Origin of the sequence: Glacieibacterium arshaanense (genome assembly GCF_004681125.1) — a bacterium.
Taxonomy (GTDB): domain Bacteria; phylum Pseudomonadota; class Alphaproteobacteria; order Sphingomonadales; family Sphingomonadaceae; genus Polymorphobacter_A; species Polymorphobacter_A arshaanense.
Genome location: NZ_SIHO01000001.1, coordinates 941,883 through 962,003, shown reverse-complemented (window position 1 = coordinate 962,003; position 20,121 = coordinate 941,883). Strand labels below are relative to the sequence as shown.

Annotated in this window: 19 protein-coding genes; 5 read left to right on the top strand and 14 right to left on the bottom strand. The window is 63.2% G+C overall.

The features are described from left to right. The first annotated feature begins 14 nt into the window (after positions 1-14). Positions 15-533, top strand: coding sequence for a molybdenum cofactor guanylyltransferase (mobA, locus tag EUV02_RS04415; protein ID WP_207790105.1), 519 nt, complete (start codon positions 15-17; stop codon positions 531-533). Positions 534-536: 3 nt separating this feature from the next. After that, positions 537-899, top strand: coding sequence for a VOC family protein (locus tag EUV02_RS04410; RefSeq protein ID WP_135244974.1), 363 nt, complete (start codon positions 537-539; stop codon positions 897-899). Between the two features lie 481 nt (positions 900-1,380). Here EUV02_RS04410 and EUV02_RS04405 read toward each other — a convergent pair whose 3' ends face one another. From EUV02_RS04405 to rpsB, 12 genes are all read right to left on the bottom strand, one after another. Next, positions 1,381-2,298 (bottom strand): DMT family transporter, encoded by a 918-nt coding sequence (locus EUV02_RS04405; RefSeq protein ID WP_135244973.1) that lies wholly within the window; start codon positions 2,296-2,298, stop codon positions 1,381-1,383. 23 nt (positions 2,299-2,321) lie between these two features. Then, positions 2,322-2,792 (bottom strand): 3-hydroxyacyl-ACP dehydratase FabZ, encoded by a 471-nt coding sequence (gene fabZ, locus EUV02_RS04400; protein ID WP_135244972.1) that lies wholly within the window; start codon positions 2,790-2,792, stop codon positions 2,322-2,324. 1 nt (position 2,793) lies between these two features. Next, positions 2,794-3,372, bottom strand: a complete 579-nt coding sequence (locus tag EUV02_RS04395) for an OmpH/Skp family outer membrane protein (RefSeq protein WP_135244971.1) — start codon at positions 3,370-3,372, stop codon at positions 2,794-2,796. After that, positions 3,372-5,999 carry an outer membrane protein assembly factor BamA gene (gene bamA, locus EUV02_RS04390; RefSeq protein ID WP_243445756.1) on the bottom strand — a complete coding sequence of 876 codons (2,628 nt, stop codon included), beginning with the start codon at positions 5,997-5,999 and terminating at the stop codon, positions 3,372-3,374. Before bamA ends, EUV02_RS04395 begins: the two co-directional genes overlap by 1 nt. Positions 6,000-6,055: 56 nt before the next feature. Further along, on the bottom strand, positions 6,056-7,189 hold the full coding sequence (rseP, locus tag EUV02_RS04385) for an RIP metalloprotease RseP (protein ID WP_135244969.1): 1,134 nt from the start codon (positions 7,187-7,189) through the stop codon (positions 6,056-6,058). Then, the gene (locus EUV02_RS04380; RefSeq protein WP_135244968.1) at positions 7,186-8,349 is read right to left on the bottom strand and encodes a 1-deoxy-D-xylulose-5-phosphate reductoisomerase; all 1,164 of its coding nucleotides are present in this window, start codon (positions 8,347-8,349) and stop codon (positions 7,186-7,188) included. The genes rseP and EUV02_RS04380 overlap by 4 nt, the downstream gene beginning before the upstream one ends. Then, a complete protein-coding gene (locus EUV02_RS04375; protein ID WP_135244967.1) occupies positions 8,346-9,173 on the bottom strand; it encodes a phosphatidate cytidylyltransferase in 828 nt (275 codons plus the stop codon). The genes EUV02_RS04380 and EUV02_RS04375 overlap by 4 nt, the downstream gene beginning before the upstream one ends. Then, complete coding sequence (locus EUV02_RS04370; protein WP_135245376.1) at positions 9,160-9,906, bottom strand: isoprenyl transferase; 747 nt, start codon at positions 9,904-9,906, stop codon at positions 9,160-9,162. Before EUV02_RS04370 ends, EUV02_RS04375 begins: the two co-directional genes overlap by 14 nt. Positions 9,907-9,923: 17 nt before the next feature. Beyond that, on the bottom strand, positions 9,924-10,493 hold the full coding sequence (gene frr / locus EUV02_RS04365; RefSeq protein WP_135244966.1) for a ribosome recycling factor: 570 nt from the start codon (positions 10,491-10,493) through the stop codon (positions 9,924-9,926). A gap of 2 nt (positions 10,494-10,495) precedes the next feature. Then, positions 10,496-11,269 (bottom strand): UMP kinase, encoded by a 774-nt coding sequence (gene pyrH / locus EUV02_RS04360; protein WP_135245375.1) that lies wholly within the window; start codon positions 11,267-11,269, stop codon positions 10,496-10,498. A 114-nt stretch (positions 11,270-11,383) separates the two neighbouring features. Further along, entirely contained in the window at positions 11,384-12,310 is a 927-nt protein-coding gene (gene tsf, locus EUV02_RS04355) for a translation elongation factor Ts (RefSeq protein WP_135244965.1), read from the bottom strand. An 84-nt stretch (positions 12,311-12,394) separates the two neighbouring features. Continuing rightward, entirely contained in the window at positions 12,395-13,234 is an 840-nt protein-coding gene (rpsB, locus tag EUV02_RS04350) for a 30S ribosomal protein S2 (RefSeq protein WP_135244964.1), read from the bottom strand. Positions 13,235-13,489: 255 nt separating this feature from the next. Between rpsB and EUV02_RS04345 the strand changes: the two genes are divergently transcribed. The 3 genes from EUV02_RS04345 (at position 13,490) to EUV02_RS04335 (ending at position 19,051) form a co-directional block, all read left to right on the top strand. Next, the gene (locus EUV02_RS04345; RefSeq protein WP_135244963.1) at positions 13,490-15,148 is read left to right on the top strand and encodes an arylsulfatase; all 1,659 of its coding nucleotides are present in this window, start codon (positions 13,490-13,492) and stop codon (positions 15,146-15,148) included. Between the two features lie 91 nt (positions 15,149-15,239). Then, positions 15,240-15,812 (top strand): TMEM165/GDT1 family protein, encoded by a 573-nt coding sequence (locus tag EUV02_RS04340; protein ID WP_135244962.1) that lies wholly within the window; start codon positions 15,240-15,242, stop codon positions 15,810-15,812. Positions 15,813-15,877: 65 nt separating this feature from the next. After that, the gene (locus EUV02_RS04335) at positions 15,878-19,051 is read left to right on the top strand and encodes a DUF748 domain-containing protein (protein WP_135244961.1); all 3,174 of its coding nucleotides are present in this window, start codon (positions 15,878-15,880) and stop codon (positions 19,049-19,051) included. A 10-nt stretch (positions 19,052-19,061) separates the two neighbouring features. Here EUV02_RS04335 and EUV02_RS04330 read toward each other — a convergent pair whose 3' ends face one another. Further along, positions 19,062-19,298, bottom strand: coding sequence for a DUF3297 family protein (locus EUV02_RS04330; RefSeq protein ID WP_135245374.1), 237 nt, complete (start codon positions 19,296-19,298; stop codon positions 19,062-19,064). Between the two features lie 141 nt (positions 19,299-19,439). Continuing rightward, complete coding sequence (locus tag EUV02_RS04325) at positions 19,440-20,054, bottom strand: YybH family protein (protein ID WP_135244960.1); 615 nt, start codon at positions 20,052-20,054, stop codon at positions 19,440-19,442. Between the last annotated feature and the right edge of the window lie 67 nt (positions 20,055-20,121).

Genomic DNA, 20,121 nt, shown 5'->3' with positions numbered 1-20,121 from the left:
GCGCTTTTCCGCTGATGCGCCTGCTCGGCGCCATCTTCGCCGGCGGCACCTCGCGGCGCTTCGGCGGCGACAAGGCGCTGGCAACACTGCACGGCAAGCCCTTGATTCAGCACGTGATCGACCGGCTGGCGCCGCAGGTCGAAACGCTGGTGGTGTGCGGGCGCGACTGGCCGCCCTACCCCGATCTCGCCGACCGGCCAGCACCGGGGCTGGGGCCGCTCGGCGCGCTGTGTGCGGCGCTCGACCATGCGGCCGCACACCGCTTCGACGCGGTGCTGACCAGCGGCTGCGACTTGCCGTATCTGCCCGAAGACCTTGCCGAACGACTGTCCGGTGACGGCGCGCGCGTGGCGGCGGGCCAGCCGCTGCTCGGCTTCTGGCCGGTCAAGCTGGTGCGGCGGCTGGAGATGCATCTGGCTGCAGGCGAGGACCGGCGCATGTCGACCTGGCTGACCATCGCGGCGGCGCGGACAATTGACTTGGGGCTGATTATCAACGTCAATCGCCGCGAGGATCTGGCAGCGCTGGAGTGAGCGATGGCGAAGGTGACCGGACTTGGTGGCGTGTTCTTCCGCTGTGCCGACCCGGCAGCGACGCGCGCCTGGTATGCGCAGCATCTCGGCGTCGCGGTCGATGACTATGGCGCGACCTTCGCACAGACCGACGGGGCGCAAACCGTGTGGAGCCCGTTCAACGCCGGCAGCGACTATTTTCCCGCCGAACAGGCATTCATGATCAACTTCACCGTCGATGATCTCGATAGCCTGCTGGCGCAACTGGCAGCCGACGGCGTCACGCTGGTCGGAACGCCGATGGATGAGAGCTACGGCAAGTTCGGCTGGATTATCGACTGCGACGGCCGCAAGATCGAGCTGTGGGAACCGAAGGGCAAAGTATAGGCGGCTGCCGGCGATTGAGCCGTTATCGCGAGTTCACTTGACTTCATGAACCGAATCGGTTAGTAGATCAATCAAGGCGACGGGAAATGGGTGTTTCCCGTCCAACCTGTCCGGGCCCACGATCGCCACTTGCGTACCCGGACGTGTCGTTTCACCGCCGCGCTTTTCAGCCCCGCGCTCTGTCAGGTCGAGGACTTCAGCTCCAAGTGTTCCAAGGAGGGCACTTACGTCTGCACTAAATGCGTCCAAAAAACGCGTGAACTACAGCGTAATATACGCGTTCGGCCTTGGAAGCCGTCGCCCTCCGCTACCGGCTACCTCGACCAGCGACACAAAGCCTGCCTCTTCCCGGTAACCAAGCAACCCACCCAAGGAAGCCGTTACCGGGAAGAGGATTTCCCCCACCGTGGCGGCGGGGGAACAGATTGCGAGGACGATGGACCGGGGCGGGGATATCCGCTGGCCGGAAATTCGTCGTGTCTCAGCCGCTGCCAACGACCGACGCAATCACCCCGATGACCACCAGCGCCAGCCCGAGCGCCTCGGCGCGCTTGAGCGGCTCGCGCAGGTAAAAATGCCCCAGCAGCAGCGTGAAGATCACCTCGACCTGGCCGACCGTGCGCACCAGCGCTACCGGTGCCGAGGCAAAGGCGGTGAACCAGAATGCCGAGCCCGCAGCCGCGAGCAGGCCGACCCACATCGACGTGCGCCAGCTGCCGAGCACCGCGCGCCACTGGCCGCGTTCACGCAAAATGACATAGCTGCCCTGCATCACCAGCTGTAGCGTCACCACCGCGACGAGCGATGTCAGCGCGCGCAGGACAACATCGCCGTCGCCCAGCGTCTGCGTCGCGCGCTTGACCGCGATGGAGGTCAACGCGAACAACAACCCTGCCCCCAGTCCGTAGCGCGCCGCCGGTTGCCACAGCGCCCCGAAAACATCGCGCAACTTCAGCCCCTTGCCGCCGAGCGATAACGTCATCACGCCGACCACACTGATGGCGATGCCGAGCCAGACCAGCGGCGTCAGCACCTCGCCGAGCAGCCACAGCGCGAACACCGCGCCCTGCACCGCCTCGGTTTTGGCGTACGCCGTACCGACGACGAAGCTGCGCTCGCCGAACGCCATGATGAGTAAATTGGTGCCGCCGATCTGCAGCAAACCGCCGAGCAGCGCGAAACCGAAGAAGGTCGGCGACAGCGGTGGCAGGTGCGCGGAGGTGGCGGCGGCGTAGCCGAACCACAGCGCCAGCGCCACCGGCAGCCCATAAAGATAGCGCACCAGCCCGGCGCCGTTGACCGACAGCGTCGCGCGAAGGCGTTGTTGAATGGCGGTACGTGCCGCCTGGAACAGTCCGGCGGCAAGCGTCGCGGGCAGCCAGATTGCCGACGTCAGCACGTCAGATAGGTCAGCATCTGCGGTCAGGCCGCAGGTGCGTCAGCAATCATTGCGGTGAATTTGGCTTCGGCGACGGTCTTGCCATTGATGGCAGCGCGGCCGGCGAACTTGCAGACGGTGGCGCGGCGCTGGATGAATTCGACATGCAAATCCATCAGGCAGCCGGGTTCGACCGGCGAGCGGAACTTGGCTTCGTCGATCGCCATGAAATAGACGAGCTTGCCCGAGCCGGCGAGGTCCATCGACTTGACCGCGAGCACGCCGGCGGTCTGCGCCAGCGCCTCGATGATCAGCACGCCGGGCATGATCGGCCGTGCCGGGAAGTGCCCGGCAAAGAACGGCTCGTTGATCGTCACCGCCTTGATGCCGCGCGCCGACTTGTCGAGGATGATATCCTCGACGCGGTCGACGAGCAGCATCGGAAAGCGGTGCGGGATCAGCGCCATCACCGCCAGCACATCAGCTGGTGTGGCGAAGCTGGCGCCTTCCGTCATCTTACTTGGCGCCGGCAGGAGCCGTCGTCGAAACGCGCGGCAGTGCCTTGTCAAGGCGCGCCACCAGGTCATTGGTGACGTCGATCGACGCGGCATGCTGCAGCGTTGCGCCTTCGGGCATGGCGATCGAAGCGCCGCGTTCACGCATCAAGGTCGAGATGATCGGGTTCGACGCGTCGGTGATCTGCTTCAGCACATAGGTGCGGCTGGCCTGGAATTCCTTCTCGCGGTTGCTCAGCTCGGTCTGGGCCGTCTGCTGGCGCGACTGGAAGTCACGAACCTTGGCTTCCCATGCCGGACGCGCAGCGGTGTTGGTCGGCGCCGGCTGCGACTTGGCGAGGGCTTCTTCCTCCGCGCCGAACTGTGTGCGCAGCGTGTTGGCACGTGCCTGCATCGCGTCGATCTTCGCCTTGAGTTCGGCCTGCGCCTGCTTGCCGGCGGCCGAAGAATTGAAGACCTGGTCCATGTTGACGACGATGATAACCGCCGGCGGCAAGGTCTGCGCTTGAACCGCAACCGGCGAAACGCTGGCGGCCAGCAGAGTTGCGGCAAAAGCTGCCGACTTGAGTAGATTCTTCATCAGAATTGCGTCCCTACGTTGAATTGGAAGAGTTTGGTAACATCGCCTTGCTGCGTCACAATTGCCTTTGCAAGATCGAATCTGAATGGCCCGAACGGCGAATTCCACGACACACCGGCACCGATTGAAACACGCGGGCTGGGCGAGTCGCCGTAATAGAATTCCTTATAGCCGAACTGGCCCGGCGGCGGCGGCGTAATGAAGATCTGCGGCGGCGCATCCCACAGGCTGCCGACATCGACATAGACCGACGGCCGCAGCCCGAGCTCGGCGCCCTTCGAGCCCAGCGGCACCTGCAACTCGACGCGGCCGAGGTAATAGGCCTGGCCACCGATCGAGTCGTTGACCCAGGTCGATTCATCCTGAACGACCGTGCCATCGGGCAGCACCGGTTTGCGGATGACGCGCGGGCCGACGCCGCGGATGTCAAAGCCGCGGAAGCGCGGCGAGCCGAGGTAGAAGCGATCGACGATGCGGACCGGTTGCCCGCCATAGCCGAACACATAGCCGCCTTCGGCGCCGACATTGACGACCCAGGCGCTGCCGTTGATGGCGTACCACCAGTCGTAGTTGGCGCGCGTCCGCAGATAGTCGACGCCGCCGAAGATACCGGCGAGATCCTGGCTGAAAGTGAAGCGCTGCCCGGCCGACGGGCGGCCACGGTTGTTGGTGCTATCCCAGATCAGGCTGTAGCCGATCGACGAGGTGGTGAAGTTACCGACGGCGTCGCACAGATAGCGACCGGCCTTGAGCGGGTCGCACTGGATGGTGACGGTGCCGTCAGGGTTGGTGATCTGGCCGTAGTAGATCGCCGGATCGAGCGTCACCTGGTCATAGCTCAGCCCGTAGCGCACCGAGGCGGCCCAGAACTCGGTCAGCGAGAAGCCGGTGCGGACCTGGAAGCCGGTGGTGGTCTGCGAGTAGGTCGAGGTGCGTTGGTTGCTGTTGGTGTAGTTGAACGAGTTGTAGTCGCGGCGGAACACGTTGAAGCCGAGCGCAAGGTTCTTGCCGAACAGATAGGGCTCGGTGAAGCCCAGTTCGATAGACTTCGAATAGCTCGAGATATTGACGCCGGCGCTGAGTTCCTGGCCCTTGCCGCGGAAGTTGCGTTCTTTGATCGACAGGCTGAGGATCAGGCCTTCGAGCGACGAGTAGCCGGCCGACACCTGGAGTTCACCGGTCGGCTTTTCCTGGACATTGGTTTCAAGGATGATCTTGTCGGGCGTCGAGCCGGGCTTCTGGTCGATCGTCAGATTGTCCTGGAAGAAGCCCAGGCCCTGCAGACGGTCGCGCGAGCGCTTGACCTTGATGCTGTTGAAGGCGTCGCCTTCGGCCAGACGGAACTCGCGGCGGATGACCTTGTCGCGGGTGCGGACGTTGCCGTTGATGCTGACGCGTTCGACATAGACACGCGGCGCCTCGTTGATGATGAACGTGATGTTCATCTGCAACTTTTCCTTGTCGCGGTTGAACTGCGGCCGGACATCAGCAAAGGCGTAGCCGAGAATACCCGCGGTTTCGGACAGGACGTTGACGACGTTTTCGATCTTCTGGGCGTTGTACCAGTCGCCCGACTGGATGGTGATCAGGCTCTTGAACTGATCGGCGTTGATGTCGCGGATCTGGCTTTCGAGGTTCACCTCGCCGAACTTGTAGCGCTTACCTTCATCAACAACATAGGTGATGATGAAGTCCTTGCCGTCGGGCGTCAGCTCGGCGCTAGCGGACGCGACGCGGAAGTCGGCATAACCGGCGGTCAGGTAGAACTGCCGCAGCTTCTGCTGGTCATACGCCATGCGGTCGGGGTCGAAGGTGTCGTTCGAACTGAACAGCTTGTACCAGCGTGCCTGTTCGGTCGCCATCGCGCCGCGCAAGTCGCCGTCCGAAAACACCTTGTTGCCGATGATGTTGATCTGGACGACCTTGGCCTTGGGGCCTTCGGAAATTTCGAACACGACGTCGACGCGGTTCTGGTCGAGCTTGACGATCTTGGGCTCGACCGAGGCGGCAAAGCGCCCGGCCCGCTGATAGACTTCAAGGATGCGCGCCACGTCGGCGCTGACCTTCGACCGTGTGAAGATCTGGCGCGGGGCAAGGCGGATTTCTTCGCGGACCTTGTCTTCCTTGACCTTCTTCGCGCCCTCGATGATCACGCGGTTGATGACCGGGTTCTCGACGACGGTGATGACGATGTTGCCACCCTGGTCGGCGATGGTGACATCGGCGAACAGCTCGCTGGCGTAGAGCGCCTTGAGCGCCGTATCGAGCCGGTTGCGGTCGAACGGATCACCGACGTTGAGTTCGATATACGAACGCACGGTTTCAGGTTCGAGACGCTCGGTACCCTTGATGGTGATGCCGCGCACAATGCCCGAGCCCGACGGCACGGCGGCGAGGTCAGGCGTCGGTGCACCGGGCACATTCTGCAGCTTGGCGCCGGCCGGTAGCGCATCCGCCGGGTTGGGCGGCGTGACCATCGCCGGATCGGACAGCTGCGGCAACTGCGCGAACACTGGTGCCGCCAGCCCGGCCAAAGCCGTGCCGACCAGCAACGTCCGCAGGCGCGCACGCGTCACCGCGGTGACGGGGCGAAAAGCGTGGCCGCTCTCTGCTCGATACTCGCTCACGCTCAAACCGCCCTTCGACACAAAAACAACTGCTGCATTCCGCAAGACATACTTACCTAACCCAGCAGTGCGGACAAATGCTTCCACACGCCCACCGATGCCAGATCGTTCCAGGTGAGGAACAGCATCAGCGTCAACAGCGCCGCGAAACCCGACATGAAGGCCCATTCCTGAACCTTCGCTTCAAGCGGCCGGCGCCGTATAGCCTCGACCGCGTAAAGGAACAGATGACCGCCGTCCAGCATCGGGATTGGCAGCAGGTTGATGAATCCGAGATTAATCGAGATCAACGCCATGAATTGTACCAGATTCGGCAGCCCCAACGTCGCCTGCTGGCCGGTGAACTGGGCGATCTTGAGCGGCCCGCCGAGCTCGTTGACGGCGCGCCGACCGGTGACGACCTGCACCAGCGTATCGGCCATCGTGCGTGTCAGCAGCCAGGTTTCCTGCACCGCAAAATAGACCGCGGCTACCGGTGACCGGCGCTCGACGATGCGGCCCGCACTGGTGACGCCGAGCATGCCGCGCGTATAGGCATTGCCGAACCGGTCGGTCTCGGCGACGACCTTGGGGGTGATGGTCAGTTGCCTCTCGACACCGTCGCGGCTGATGCGCGCGTCGATCGGCGTGCCAGGATTGATGGTTACGACACGAACCACGTCCTCGAACCGCTCGACGGTCTGGCCGTCTAACGCGATGATCTTGTCACCCGTTTGCAGGCCAGCGACCGCGGCGGGACTGCCGGGCTGGACGCCGTTGATGATCGCCGGCGTAAATGCATGACCGTAGGTCATGAAGAACACCGCAAAAACCAGAATTGCGAACAGGAAGTTGGTCAATGGTCCCGCCAGAATGACCAGCGCGCGCTGCCACATCGGCTTGGCCTGGAAGGTCTTGGCGTACTCCTCGGGCGGCATCTGCGCCGCGTCGGGGTCGGGCTCGCTCGCGGCGTTAAGGTCGCCGGCGAATTTGACATAGCCGCCCAGCGGCAGTGCCGAAAGCTTCCAGCGCGTGCCGCGCTTGTCGGTCCAGCCGGCGATTTCACGGCCGAAGCCGATCGAGAAGGTATCGGCCTTGATGCCGAAGACTCGCGCCATCAGATAGTGGCCGGCCTCATGGATGAACACCAGCACGCCGATGACGACGATGAATGCCGCAAGCGTGAACAGGAAGCCCGGTTGCGCGATCATGCCGGCACCAAGGTTTTCAGCCGCTGCGTCGCGGCCCGGCGTGCGGCCGTATCGACAGCCATGACATCGTCGAGCGTCGTCATCACGCCGCCGTCAAGCGCATCGAGCACGTCGCGCACCAGCGCCGCGATATCGAGGAAGCCGATTTCGCCGGCAAGAAACGCCGCGACCGCAACTTCGTTGGCGGCGTTGAGTGCCGTCGGCATCGCGCCGCCGGCACGCAGTGCGTCCCACGCCAACGCGAGCGCGGGAAAGCGTTCCAGATCGGGTTCTTCGAACTCGAGCTTGCCGACTTCAGCCAGGCTTAGGCGCTTGCACGGCGTCGCCATGCGTTCTGGGTGCGCCAGCGTATAGGCAATCGGCGTGCGCATATCGGGTGTGCCGAGCTGCGCGAGGACCGAGCCGTCGATATACTCGACGAAGCTGTGCACCACCGACTGCGGATGCACGATGACGCCGAGCTGGTCGGCGTTGACCGGGAACAGGTGGTGCGCCTCGATGAGCTCAAGGCCCTTGTTCATCAGCGTGGCCGAATCGACCGAAATCTTGGCACCCATCGACCACACCGGATGATTGCACGCCTGCCCCGGTGTCGCGACGCGCATCGCCTCCACCGAGGCCTTGCGGAACGGCCCGCCGCTTGCCGTAAGGATAACGCGCGCGACGCGTTCGGGATGGTCGTGGTCGAAAATCTGGTAGATCGCATTGTGTTCGGAATCGACCGGTAGCAACCGGGCACCCGACTGGCGCGCGGCGGCAGTGACGATATCGCCGGCGCAAACGAGGCTTTCCTTGTTGGCGAGCGCTATCACAGCGCCTCGCCGTACTGCAGCGAGTGTCGGCGCAAGGCCTGCAGCGCCGACAATCGCCGACATGACAATGTCGGCAGGCCGTTCGGCGGCTTCGACCAGCGCTGCCTTGCCGCTGGCAACCGCAATGCCGCTGCCGGCAAGTGCTGCCTTGAGGTCCTGATAGGCGTCGTCATCGCCGACCACCGCCAATTCGGCATTGCAGGCGCGCGCGATGGCGGCGAGCCCCGCAGCATCGGAATTGGCCGTGACCGCGTGGACATGCCAGTCGTTAGGCGCGCGGCCGATCAGGTCGAGCGTCGACTGGCCGACCGATCCGGTGGCGCCCAATATGGTGATACCGCGGCTCATCCGGCGAGCCCCAGCGTGGCCGCGCCCACGGCTGCAACTACCGCCACCGGCACCAGTCCGTCGAGCCGGTCCATGATGCCGCCGTGGCCCGGAAGCAGATTGCCCGAATCCTTGACGCCGACGCGGCGCTTGAGCCAGCTTTCATAGAAGTCGCCGGCTTGCGCCACGACGGCAAGCACCGGTGCCAGCGCGACGAGCCACAACACCGGCACCGATGGCACATCGATGCGTCCGTCAAGCAGCATGTAGACGAGATAAACAGCCAGCGCCGCGCCGGCCATGCCACCGACCAGCCCGGCCCACGTCTTGTTGGGGCTGATCGACGGCGCCAGCTTCGGGCCACCAATCGCGCGCCCTGAAAAATAGGCAAAGATATCGGTCGCCCAGACAGTCACCAATGTCAGCAAGGTCAAAGCCAGCCCATATTGCGTGCCGCGCAGCCAGATCAGCGCGATCGCCGGCATACCGGCATAGAGCAACCCTATCGCAACCCAGCTTGCCCGCGCCTGAACATAAGGCCGCGCACCGAGCCCCAATACGCCCGCGCCGGTGGCCAGCGCGGCAATTGCCATTAACGGCTGGCCGATGATCGTCAACATGACGCTGCCCGCCAGCACAACCAGCCCGGCAAGACGCAGCGCGCGCGGCAGGCGGAACATCTGTGACCATTCGGCAAACATCAGCAATACCGCGACTGCGACCAGCGCGCCGAAGCCAAAGCCGCCCGCCCACAGCGCCGCAAGCGCCACGACAATCAGCAGCACGCCGACGACGACGCGCGCGCCAAGTTGCGACGTCGCGGCCACTGCCTCAGATGCCGCCATAGCGGCGTTCGCGGGTCGCAAACTCGGCGAGTGCCGCTGCCAGCGACGCGGTATCGAAATCGGGCCAGAGCTGGTCGGTGAACACCAGCTCGGCGTACGCTGCCTGCCATAGCAGGAAGTTCGACAACCGCTGTTCGCCGCTGGTGCGGATGACCAGATCAGGCGGCGGCAAGTCGGCGGTGTCGAGGCGCCGGTCGATCAACGCAGCATCGATCGTCTTGGCATCGAGCCGACCGGCGGCAACATCGGCGGCAATCGACTGCATCGCGCGGACAATCTCGTCCTGCGCGCCGTAGTTGAGCGCGATGACCAGTGTCAGCCCGGTGTTGAGCCGCGTGCGTTCGGCCGAGCTTTCGAGCAGCTCGACGAGGTCGGGATTGAGCCGGCGGTATTCGCCGATAAAGCGCAGCCGGACGTTGTTCTTGTGCAGCGTGCCGATTTCGCTGCGCAGATAGTGGCGCAGCAACCCCATCAGATCATTGACTTCGTCTTCGGGGCGCTTGGCGTTTTCGGTCGAGAAGGCAAAAAGCGTCAGCACCTCGATGCCGAGCGTCGGTGCGCCCTCAACCGTACGCCGCACCGCCTCGATGCCCTGGCGGTGACCGGCTATGCGCGGCAGGCGCCGCGCCTTGGCCCAGCGACCATTGCCATCCATGATGATGGCGACGTGGCGCGGCACGGCACCGCCGCCCGATGCGGTTGCGGCAAGGGGTGCCGCGCTGGGCACCGGCACGATGCGCGGGCGCAGACTCACTTGCCGAGGATTTCCTTTTCCTTGGCCGCGGCAGCAACATCGATGTCGGCGACGGCCTTATCGGTCAGTTTCTGGACTTCACCTTCGTGGCGCTTCTGGTCGTCCTGGTTGATCTGGCCCTTCTTCTCGGCGGCCTTGAGTGTCTCCATGCCGTCGCGGCGGACATTGCGTACTGCGATGCGGGCCTTTTCGGCATACTGGTTCGCGAGCTTGGCGAGTTCCTTACGACGTTCCTCGGTCAGGTCGGGAATCGGCAGGCGCAGCGTCGTGCCGTCGGTAATCGGGTTGAGCCCGAGGCCCGCCGAACGAATGGCCTTTTCAACCATCTGGACGTTCGACTTATCCCAGACCTGCACCGACAGCATGCGTGGCTCGGGTGCAGTCACTGTCGCTACCTGGACCAGCGGCATGTGTGCGCCGTAGACCTCGACCGTCACCGGATCGAGCAGCGACACCGTCGCACGGCCGGTGCGCAGGCCAACGAGGTCGCTCTTGAAGGCTTCAAGCGCGCCGTGCATGCGGCGGTCGATATCGGCCTTGAAGCCGGCGGGATCAAAATCAGCCATGTCTATTTCCCGGATTTGCCAGTTGTCTTGCCTGATGCCTTGGCAGGCGTCTTGGCGGCCTTGCCACCAACGGTGGTCGAAACGCCCTGTCCCTTGAGCACCTTGGCGAGGTTGCCCTGCTCGCGGATGTTAAACACCACGATCGGAATGCCATTGTCGCGGCATAGCGCCACGGCGCTCGCATCCATGACCTTGAGGTCGTCGCTCAGCACCTTCGAAAAGCTCAGGCTTTCGTAACGCTTGGCGGTGGCGACCTGCTTGGGATCGGCGTCATAGACACCGTCGACACTGGTGCCCTTAAACAGCGCGTCGCAGCCCATTTCGGCAGCACGCAGAGCGGCGGCAGTATCGGTGGTGAAAAACGGGTTGCCAGTACCAGCGGCGAAAATCACCACGCGGCCCTTGCTCATGTGGCGCTCTGCACGGCGGCGGATATAGGGCTCGCAAACCGTCGCCATCGGGATTGCTGACTGGACGCGAGTATCGACCCCGGCACGTTCGAGCGCGTTCTGCACTGCCAGCGCGTTCATCACCGTGGCGAGCATGCCCATATAATCGGCGCTGGCGCGGTCGAAGCCCTTGGCGGCTGCCGCCAACCCGCGGAAGATGTTGCCGCCACCAACGACGAGGCAAAGCTCGAAGCCGGCGTCGCGGGCACGTTTGACTTCGCCGGCAATGCGGTCGGTTTCGGCGGTATCGATGCCGAACTGGCCCGAGCCCATCAGGGCCTCGCCAGACAATTTGAGCAGGATGCGCTTGAACGCCGGTCGCGCCATGATGTTCGACACCCTTCCCGCTAATTCGCCAATCCGGAACTTTGCCCGGTCATTCCCGTCACCATAGCCAGCCCCTCCCCGGCTGCCAAGCGGAAGCCGGGGAGAAGTTGTAGCTTAGGCGCCGGCAGCAGCTGCGACTTCGGCCGCGAAGTCGCTGGCTTCGCGCTCGATGCCTTCACCGAGTTGGAAGCGTTCGAACGCCTTGAGCGTGATCGGCGTACCGGCGGCCTTGGCGGCGGCGGCAACGACGTCGCCAACCTTGGTCTTGCCGTCAATGACGAACACCTGCGTCAGGAGCGCGTTTTCCTGCGCATACTTGCGGACGCCGCCTTCGATCATCTTTTCGATGATGTCGGCGGGCTTGCCCGAGCCGGCAGCCTTTTCGCGGGCGATCGAACGCTCGCGCTCGACAATCGCCGGGTCAAGGCCATCGACATCGAGCGCAAGCGGGTTCGCGGCCGCGATGTGCATGGCAATCTGCTTGCCGAGGGCTTCGAGCACGTCCGCCGGTGCGGCCGATTCGAGACCGACGAGCACGCCGATCTTGCCGAGGCCCGAAACGGTGGCGTTGTGGATGTACGACGTCACGACGCCCTGCGACACTTCGACAATGCCGGCGCGGCGCAGCGACTGGTTTTCACCAATCGTGGCGATGTTGTGCGTGAGCCGGTCGTGCACGCTGCCATCGCTTTCGGGATAACTCGCGGTCAGCAGCTTGGCGACATCGGTGCCCTGCGCCACGGCAATATCGGTGACGATGCGGACGAATTCCTGGAACTGCGCGTTCTTGGCGACGAAATCGGTTTCCGAGTTGACCTCGACAACCGCGCCGCGGTTGCCGACGACGACCACGCCGACCAGACCTTCGGCGGCCGTGCGGCCCGCCTTTTTCGCTGCCGAGGCAAGACCCTTGGCGCGCAGCCAGTCGATCGCCGCTTCGAAATCGCCGGCGGTTTCGTTCAGGGCCTTCTTGCAGTCCATCATGCCGGCGCCGGTGCGGTCGCGCAGCTCCTTGACCATCGTTGCAGTGATCTCAGCCATGATTGGCTCCTCATGTTTGGCGGTGTTGAACAAAGGGCCGGTGCGAACACCGGCCCCCTGAGCTTGTTTCAAAGGGCAATACGGTTATTCCGCAGTAGGTGCTTCGACAGCAGCAGCTTCGTCGGCAACGGCATCAGCCATCGTCGCGGGCGCCGACTCTTCGACCACAGGTGCGGTGAAGACCGGTTCAACGGGCTGCTCTTCAAGCGCACCGATGTCTATGCCCTGCTCGGCCTGACGGCCGCGGCGAGCGTCGAGGATCGTGTCGGCCATCGCGTTGCAATACAGCAGGATGGCGCGGCTGGCGTCATCGTTGCCCGGCACCGGAAAGGCGATGCCGCTCGGATCGGTGTTGGTGTCGAGGATGGCGACAACCGGGATACCGAGCACGTTGGCTTCCTTGATCGCCAGCTCTTCCTTGTTGACGTCGATCACGAAGATAACGTCGGGCAGGCCGTTCATGTCGCGGATACCGCCGAGCGACAGCTCAAACTTGTCGCGTTCGCGCGTCAGCTTGAGGATTTCCTTCTTGGTCAAGCCGTGCGTGTCGCCCGACAGCTGTTCTTCGAGCATCTTAAAGCGCTTGATCGAACCGCTGATGGTCTTCCAGTTGGTGAGCATGCCGCCCAGCCAGCGATGGTTGACGTAATATTGGCCCGAACGGCGGGCAGCTTCGGCGATGGGGTCCTGCGCCTGGCGCTTGGTGCCGACGAACAGCACCTTGCCGCCGGCTGCAACCGTGGCGCGGGTGAAATCGAGCGCGCGCGCAAACAGCGGCACCGACTGCGACAAATCGATGATGTGAACACCGTTGCGATCGCCGAAAATGTACGGCTTCATCTTCGGGTTCCAACGGTGAGTCTGGTGACCGAAGTGGGCGCCTGCTTCCAAAAGCTGCGCCATCGTGACGACGGGAGCCGCCATAACCTATTCTCCTTATACCGGTTAATCCGCCGCAGAGGAGTATCGTAGGTTTCCCTACGGCACCGGAAGGTTTCCCTCTGCGTGAGTGATGCGGGGCCTTTAACGGGGGTTTGGCGCAAATGCAACCCTGTGTTCGGTAACACCACGTCCGGCCCTACGCGCCGGCGAAGCAACGTGGCATTGCCCGCCACTCGCGCGGGGTATAGAATCCGCAAACAATGGCCACATAGCGGCCGATCTTTGGGGGATGCCAACATGACGAAACTTGCTCGGTTCGTTCGGTCTGCGACATTGGCGGCGGCGCTGCTATCCGGTTCCAGCATTGCCTATGCGGCGACGCAGCCCAACATCCTGATGATTGTCGTCGACGATTTCGGCTACGGCGACAGCGGCGCCTATGGTGGCGGTGAAGGCCGCGGCATGCCGACTCCGAACATTGACAAACTTGCCAGCCAAGGCATGCAATTCTACGACTTTTATGCCCAACCGAGTTGCACCGCCGGCCGCGCTGCGATGCTGACCGGCCGCTTTCCCAACCGCTCTGGCATGACCACGGTGGCTTTCCAGGGCCAGGGCGGCGGCCTGCCGGCAGCCGAGTGGACGCTGGCGTCGGTGCTCAAGACCGCGGGCTATGCCACCTATTTCACCGGCAAGTGGCATCTGGGCGAAGCTGACTATGCCATGCCGACGGCGCAAGGCTTTGACGAGATGAAGGCCGTCGGCCTCTATCATCTAAACGCCTACACCTACGGCGATCCGGCGTGGTTCCCGGCAATGGATCCCGAAACCCGCGCCATGTTCAACCGCGTCACCAAGGGAGCGCTCGAAGGCAAGGCGGGCAGCCCGGCAACCGAAATGTTCAAGATCAACGGCGAATATGTGAATACCCCGACGATTAACGGCAAGCCCGGGGTCGTTGGCATTCCCTATCTCGACCGCTACATCGAGTCATCGGCAATCGAGTATCTCGACAAGGCGGCTGCCGGAGCACGTGGCGGAAAGCCATTCTTCATCAGCGTCAATTTCATGAAGGTCCACCAACCCAACCTTCCCGACCCTGATTTCAAGGACAAGTCACCGTCGAAGACAAAGTTCGCCGACTCGGTCGTCGAAGTCGACACGCGTATCGGTCGCATCATGGCCAAGCTCAAGGAACTTGGCCTCGACAACAACACGCTGGTGGTCTTCACCACCGACAACGGTGCCTGGCAGGATGTCTATCCCGATGCCGGCTACACACCGTTCCGAGGTACCAAGGGCACAGTGCGCGAAGGCGGCAACCGTGTGCCGATGATCGCAGTTTGGCCCGGCCATATTGCGGCAGGCGCGAAGAACCATGAGATCATCGCCGGTACGGACTTCATGGCGACGTTTGCCGCCGCCGGTGGTGCGAAGCTTCCCGTCAACGACCGTGAAGGCAAGCCAACCATTTTCGACAGCTTCGACATGATGCCCATGCTGACCGGCCAGGTGACGCAATCACCACGCAAGAGCTGGTTCTACTTCACCGAGAACGAGCTGTCGCCGGGTGCCATCCGGCTTGGTCACCTGAAGATGGTGTTCAACCTGCGCGGCGACAACGGCGCCGCAACCGGAGGGCTCGCAGTCGATTCGAACCTAGGCTGGAAGGGTCCCGAAAAATATGTTGCAGTCGTGCCGCAACTCTTCGACCTGTGGCAGGATCCGCAGGAGCGCTATGACGTCGTGATGAACGCCTGGGGCGACAATACCTGGGTGGCGGCGATCATGAACCCCGAAATCAGCTCCTTGATGAAGACCTATGTCCAGTATCCGCCGCGCAAGTTGCAGAGCGCGGTCTACACTGGCCCGATAACAATCACGAATTACCAGAAATTCCAGTATCTGCGCGACACGTTGGCGAAGGACGGCATCAGCCTCGGCATGCCGAACTAGTCGCGTTTAAAATTGACCGATTTGCCGTGCTCCCGCGACAGTGCGGGAGCGCGGCTTGCCAATGGCAGTAGCGTGCGCCTATGCCCTCGCCATGCTCGAAGCCCTGCTGACTTCCGCCGCCGTCGTCGCACTCGCCGAAATCGGCGACAAGACGCAGTTGCTCGCCATCCTGCTGGTGACGCGATTCCGCACGCCGTGGCCGATCATCGCCGGCATCTTCTTTGCGACCATCGCCAACCACTTCCTCGCCGCACTGGTCGGGGCCCAAGTAGCTTCCCTGCTCGACGGCCAGGCCTTCCGCTATGCTGTGGCGCTATCGTTCCTGGCGATGGCGGCGTGGACGCTGGTGCCCGACAAGGTCGACGATCTTGATGCCAAGCCACCACGCTTTGGCGCCTTCCTGACGACGCTTGTCGCTTTCTTCCTCGTAGAAATGGGCGATAAGACACAGATTGCGACGATCGCGCTCGGCGCACGCTTCCAGATGGTCGTGCCGGTCACCATCGGCACGACGCTCGGTATGATGATCGCCAATGTCCCGGCAGTGTTCCTCGGCGATGCCTTGCTAAAGCGCGTGCCGCTGGCGACAGTGCGCTATATCGCCGCCGCACTATTCGCGGTGATCGGCGTCTGGCTGCTCGCACAGACTGCTGGCTGGATCTAGCCACCCGCAACTTGCCGCGCGTGGCGGAAATTGTCATTGTAGGTGTTCGACCGTTTGGGGGCACCATGCGCGTAGTATTGCGAAATCCGTTCGTCCTGATTCCGCTGATTCTGGCGCTATTGTTCGGCGCCTATGTTGCGGCCGGGTTCTGGCTGGCGCCGCGGCTGATCCGCTCGGCGGCACAGGACTATGTGAGCAAGAACCTGCCGGGCAAGGATCTCGCGCTCGGTGACATCCGCTTCAACCCGCTGCGGCTGACGCTCGACATCGACAAGATTGCCATTGGTGACAGTAAGGCGCCCGCGCCGATGGTTGCTGTGGGCCATGTCGGCGTCAACGTCAGCAGTTCGTCAATCTGGAAAATGACCCCCCGGTTAGACGCTGTCAGCATCGACGCGCCGCTGGTCAACGCGGTGTTGCGCAAGGATGGCACGCTCAACCTGTCCGAACTGGTGCCACCCGATGACGGCAAACCGACCCCGGCGGTCTGGATAGGCCGCCTCGAGGTGCGTGACGGCACCGCCAATTTCAGCGACCAGCGCCGCGCCGGTTCGCGCGAAAAGACGCTGACCCCCATCACATTTGAGCTGCGCGATTTCGCCACCTACATGGATGCTGGCGGCAACTACCAGCTCGATGCCGCCAGCAAGGACGGCGAGGCGTTCCACTGGGCCGGGACGGTCTCGATGGCGCCACTGGCGTCAGCCGGCAAGTTCAGCATCGACGCGCTCAAGCTGACGTCGCTGTACCGCTTCATCGATGATCTGGCGCCGGTCGCATTGCTTGGGGGCAGCCTCGATATGGCGGGCAGCTACAAGTTCGCTGCCGCACCCAAAACCGCCGTTACCCCGCCTGCCAATATGTTCGAGGCAAATCTCGAAAGTCTTGCCGTCGCCGACCTCGCGCTACGTACCAAGGACGGCGATGATGTCACCGTCAAGACGCTCAAGTTGGCACCTACGCAACTCTCGCTGGGTAGCGACAATGCGGCGATCGGCGCGCTGGACATCGGCGGCATCAGCGCCCGCCGTGTCACCGGCGAGAGCGTCGCAATCGACAGTGTCGCGCTCGCCGGGTCGAGCTATAAGCTGTCGGCGCAGGTCGCCGACATTGGCGCGCTGTCAGTCAAAGGAATTGCCGTCAAGGGTCGCGGCAAGGCCCCCGAAGCTGTGGCGCTGCGCAGCATCGCGCTCGATGCCAGCCGGATCGATGCCAAGGCCCAAATGGCGCGCATCGGCGCAGTGACCGTCGCCGGGCTCAAGGCGCAGGCGCTGGTCGCCGCCGACAATTCGGTCAGCATTCCGGGGCTCTACCCCATGAAGCTGCCCAAGTCGGCGCCCGCCGCCGATGCGCCGGCCTGGCACTACAGCCTCGCCGGGTTCAATCTCGAAGACGCTGCGGTCAAGCTGACGCTGGCGCGTGTCACGCCCGCCAAGGTGCTCGATATCGCGCCGGTCAAGCTCAACATCGGCACCATCACCGACAAGCGCGACGCGCCGCTGCCGGTCAGCTTTTCGGCCACAATAAACCGCAGCGCCACCATCAGCGCCGTCGGCCGTGTCGATCCGCAAACCGGTGGTGCCGCGATGGCGCTCGACATGGCAAAGCTGCCGATTGCCGATTTCGTGGCGTTCGCACCCACGCCGCCTGGCGTTATCGTCAAGTCGGGATTGCTCGGGGTCAAGGGCAAGGCGCGCATCACGCCGAACGCCAAGACGCCGCGCATAGATTTCGCCGGCAACGCCAGTGTCATCGATCTCAAGCTGCTCGAACGCGAAGCCGGCACCGACCTCTTGGCGTGGCAGCGCCTCGACGTCACCGGCATCCAATATGCCGGTGACCGGCTAGCGATTGCGACGATTACGCTCGACAAGCCGGTGTCGAACATCGCCATTACACGCAACGCCGAACTCAATATCGCCAAGGTCAATCAAACCGGCCCAACCCCTGCCCCGCTGCCGATCAGCGGCAGCAAGCAGGCGATTGGCGACGTCCGCGTCAAGGCGGTCATGTCGAACACGCTGGCTTCCGCTGGCGCGGCGATGCCGATTCATATCGGCCAGGTGGTATTCAAAAACGGCACGATCGGCTTTTCGGACTATTCGATTGAGCCCAACTTCCGCGCCAGCATCCAGGGCTTTTCGGGCACTATTACCGACCTGTCGACGACACCGGGCGCACAGGCCAAGTTCAACCTGAAGGGCTACGTCATCGACCGCTTCTCGCCAGTTACCATCACCGGCCGTGCCAACCCGTTCGCCTACGATGCCAACACCGACATCACTGCGAGTTTCAAGAACATCGAGCTGCCAGTGTTCAACCCCTATTCAGGCCAATACGCCGGCTACAATATATCGAAGGGCAAGCTAAGTACCGATTTCCACTACAAGATCAGCGCGCGCCAACTCGATGCGCAACACCACGTGGTCATCGACCAGCTCGAATGGGGCGCCGCCACCGACAGCAAGCAAAAGGTCTCGTTGCCGGTTCGGCTGGCGACGTCGCTGCTCAAGGACAAGAATGGCGTCATCGACCTCGACCTTCCGGTCACTGGCTCGCTCGATGACCCGAAGTTCAATGTCTGGCCGGTCGTGTGGAAGGTCGTCGGCAATGTGCTGACCAAAATCATCACCGCGCCATTCCGGATGCTCGGCGATCTGTTCAGCAGCGACGAGCAACCGCAGTTCGTGGTGTTCGATGCCGGCTCGGCGGCACTCGCCCCCGATGCGTCGGCAAGCCTCGCCAAGCTCGCCAAGGGACTGGCCGACAAGCCCGACGTCAACCTCGACATCCCCGCCGGCCCCGGCATCCGCGAAGACGCCGAAGCGATGACCACGGCCGCAATCGAAGCTGCGGTGGCGGGAGCTAGCAAGAAGCCCGCCGATTATGCGACGCTTGACATGGGCGAGAAGCGCGACCGGCTGGCAAAAATCTACAAGACCAAGTTTGGCAAGAAGCCCGACTATCCCAAGGACCTGCCCACCGCGAACCTGATTTCGGGCAAGGAGGCCAAGCTGGCCGCCGCCACCGCGCAAGTGGACTGGCTCGAAACTGCGGTACGGCCGAAGTTCGCGCCCACCGACTCGCAACTTGCCGCACTGGGCCAGGCGCGCGCCGATGCGGTCAAGCAGGCACTGCTGGCGGACGCCGCGATCGATCCGGCGCGGGTGTTCGTCGCGACAGGCAAGAGCGTTACCGCCAAGGGCGACGATGTTCAGATGGAACTGGCGGTCAAATGACCTGCAAGCATCAGCTCTTGAAGTAAGGCTCGACGATGCCCTTTTGCTTGATCGTCATCGGGCGGCCATAGCGGTCGCGGGCATTGCCAACGCTGAGCTTCACCCAGCCTTCGGAGACGCAATATTCGTCGACGGTGGTGCGCTCAACGCCGTTGAAGCGGATGCCGATGCCGCGCGCCAGCACTGCCTCGTCATAGAACGGGCTACCCGGCGTCGCTGACAGATGGTCAGGCGGCGTATCGGTGATCGCGGCAGCAACCGCATCCTTGTCGGCATCAGTTTCGGGCGCGGTCATGGCACAAGCTTTCGAAGACGATTGAATGGCTTCCCATAACCAGCAAGGGCATTGCCGACAATCGCAATCACCGGGGTTTTGCCGCACTGGCCATCAGAGCCGGTCAGCGCTCGACGGTGCAGGTGCCGTTACGGCAGACGTCTTTGGTGCCGGTGAAGGCGCCGCGAGCGGCGCTGCCGGAACATCGACGGCCTCGACAAGTGCGGCATCACTTGGCTGCGCTGACGGGGTGTTGATATCCCAGACCGCGCGCCATTTGCCGTCGGCTTGCGGCTTGTAGACGGTCACATAGCTACCGCGCGTCGTCAGCGGCGCCTTGGTCACCGGGTCGCTGTCGGTTTCGATGTAGCGGCCACGCGAAACCGCCAGATCGCCCGAAGCCGCGACGCTGATCGCATCACTTGCAAAGACCAGCGTAAATTGTGGATCGGTCAGCGCGCCGGCAATGGCGCCGGCAATTTCGGTGCTACCCTTCGCGACGGCGCGGCCGGGTATCATAACCACCGCATCATCGGTGTAATGTGCAGCCAACTTCTGCGCATCGCGTGCCTTCCAGTCAGCCTGCCAGCGCGCTTCATCGAGACGTATCTGCGTTGCAATTGCTTCGGCCTCTCCGACCTTTGGCGGGTTGGGCTGTTTGTCGCACCCGGCGAGAACGACGAGCGCGATCAGTGCGGCTGCGGTTGCGGATTTCAGCACAAACGACATGATGGCAACTCCGACAATTGGCCTGTAATCATAACCCAATCGCAGCAGCGTGCCAAACCTGAGGTGC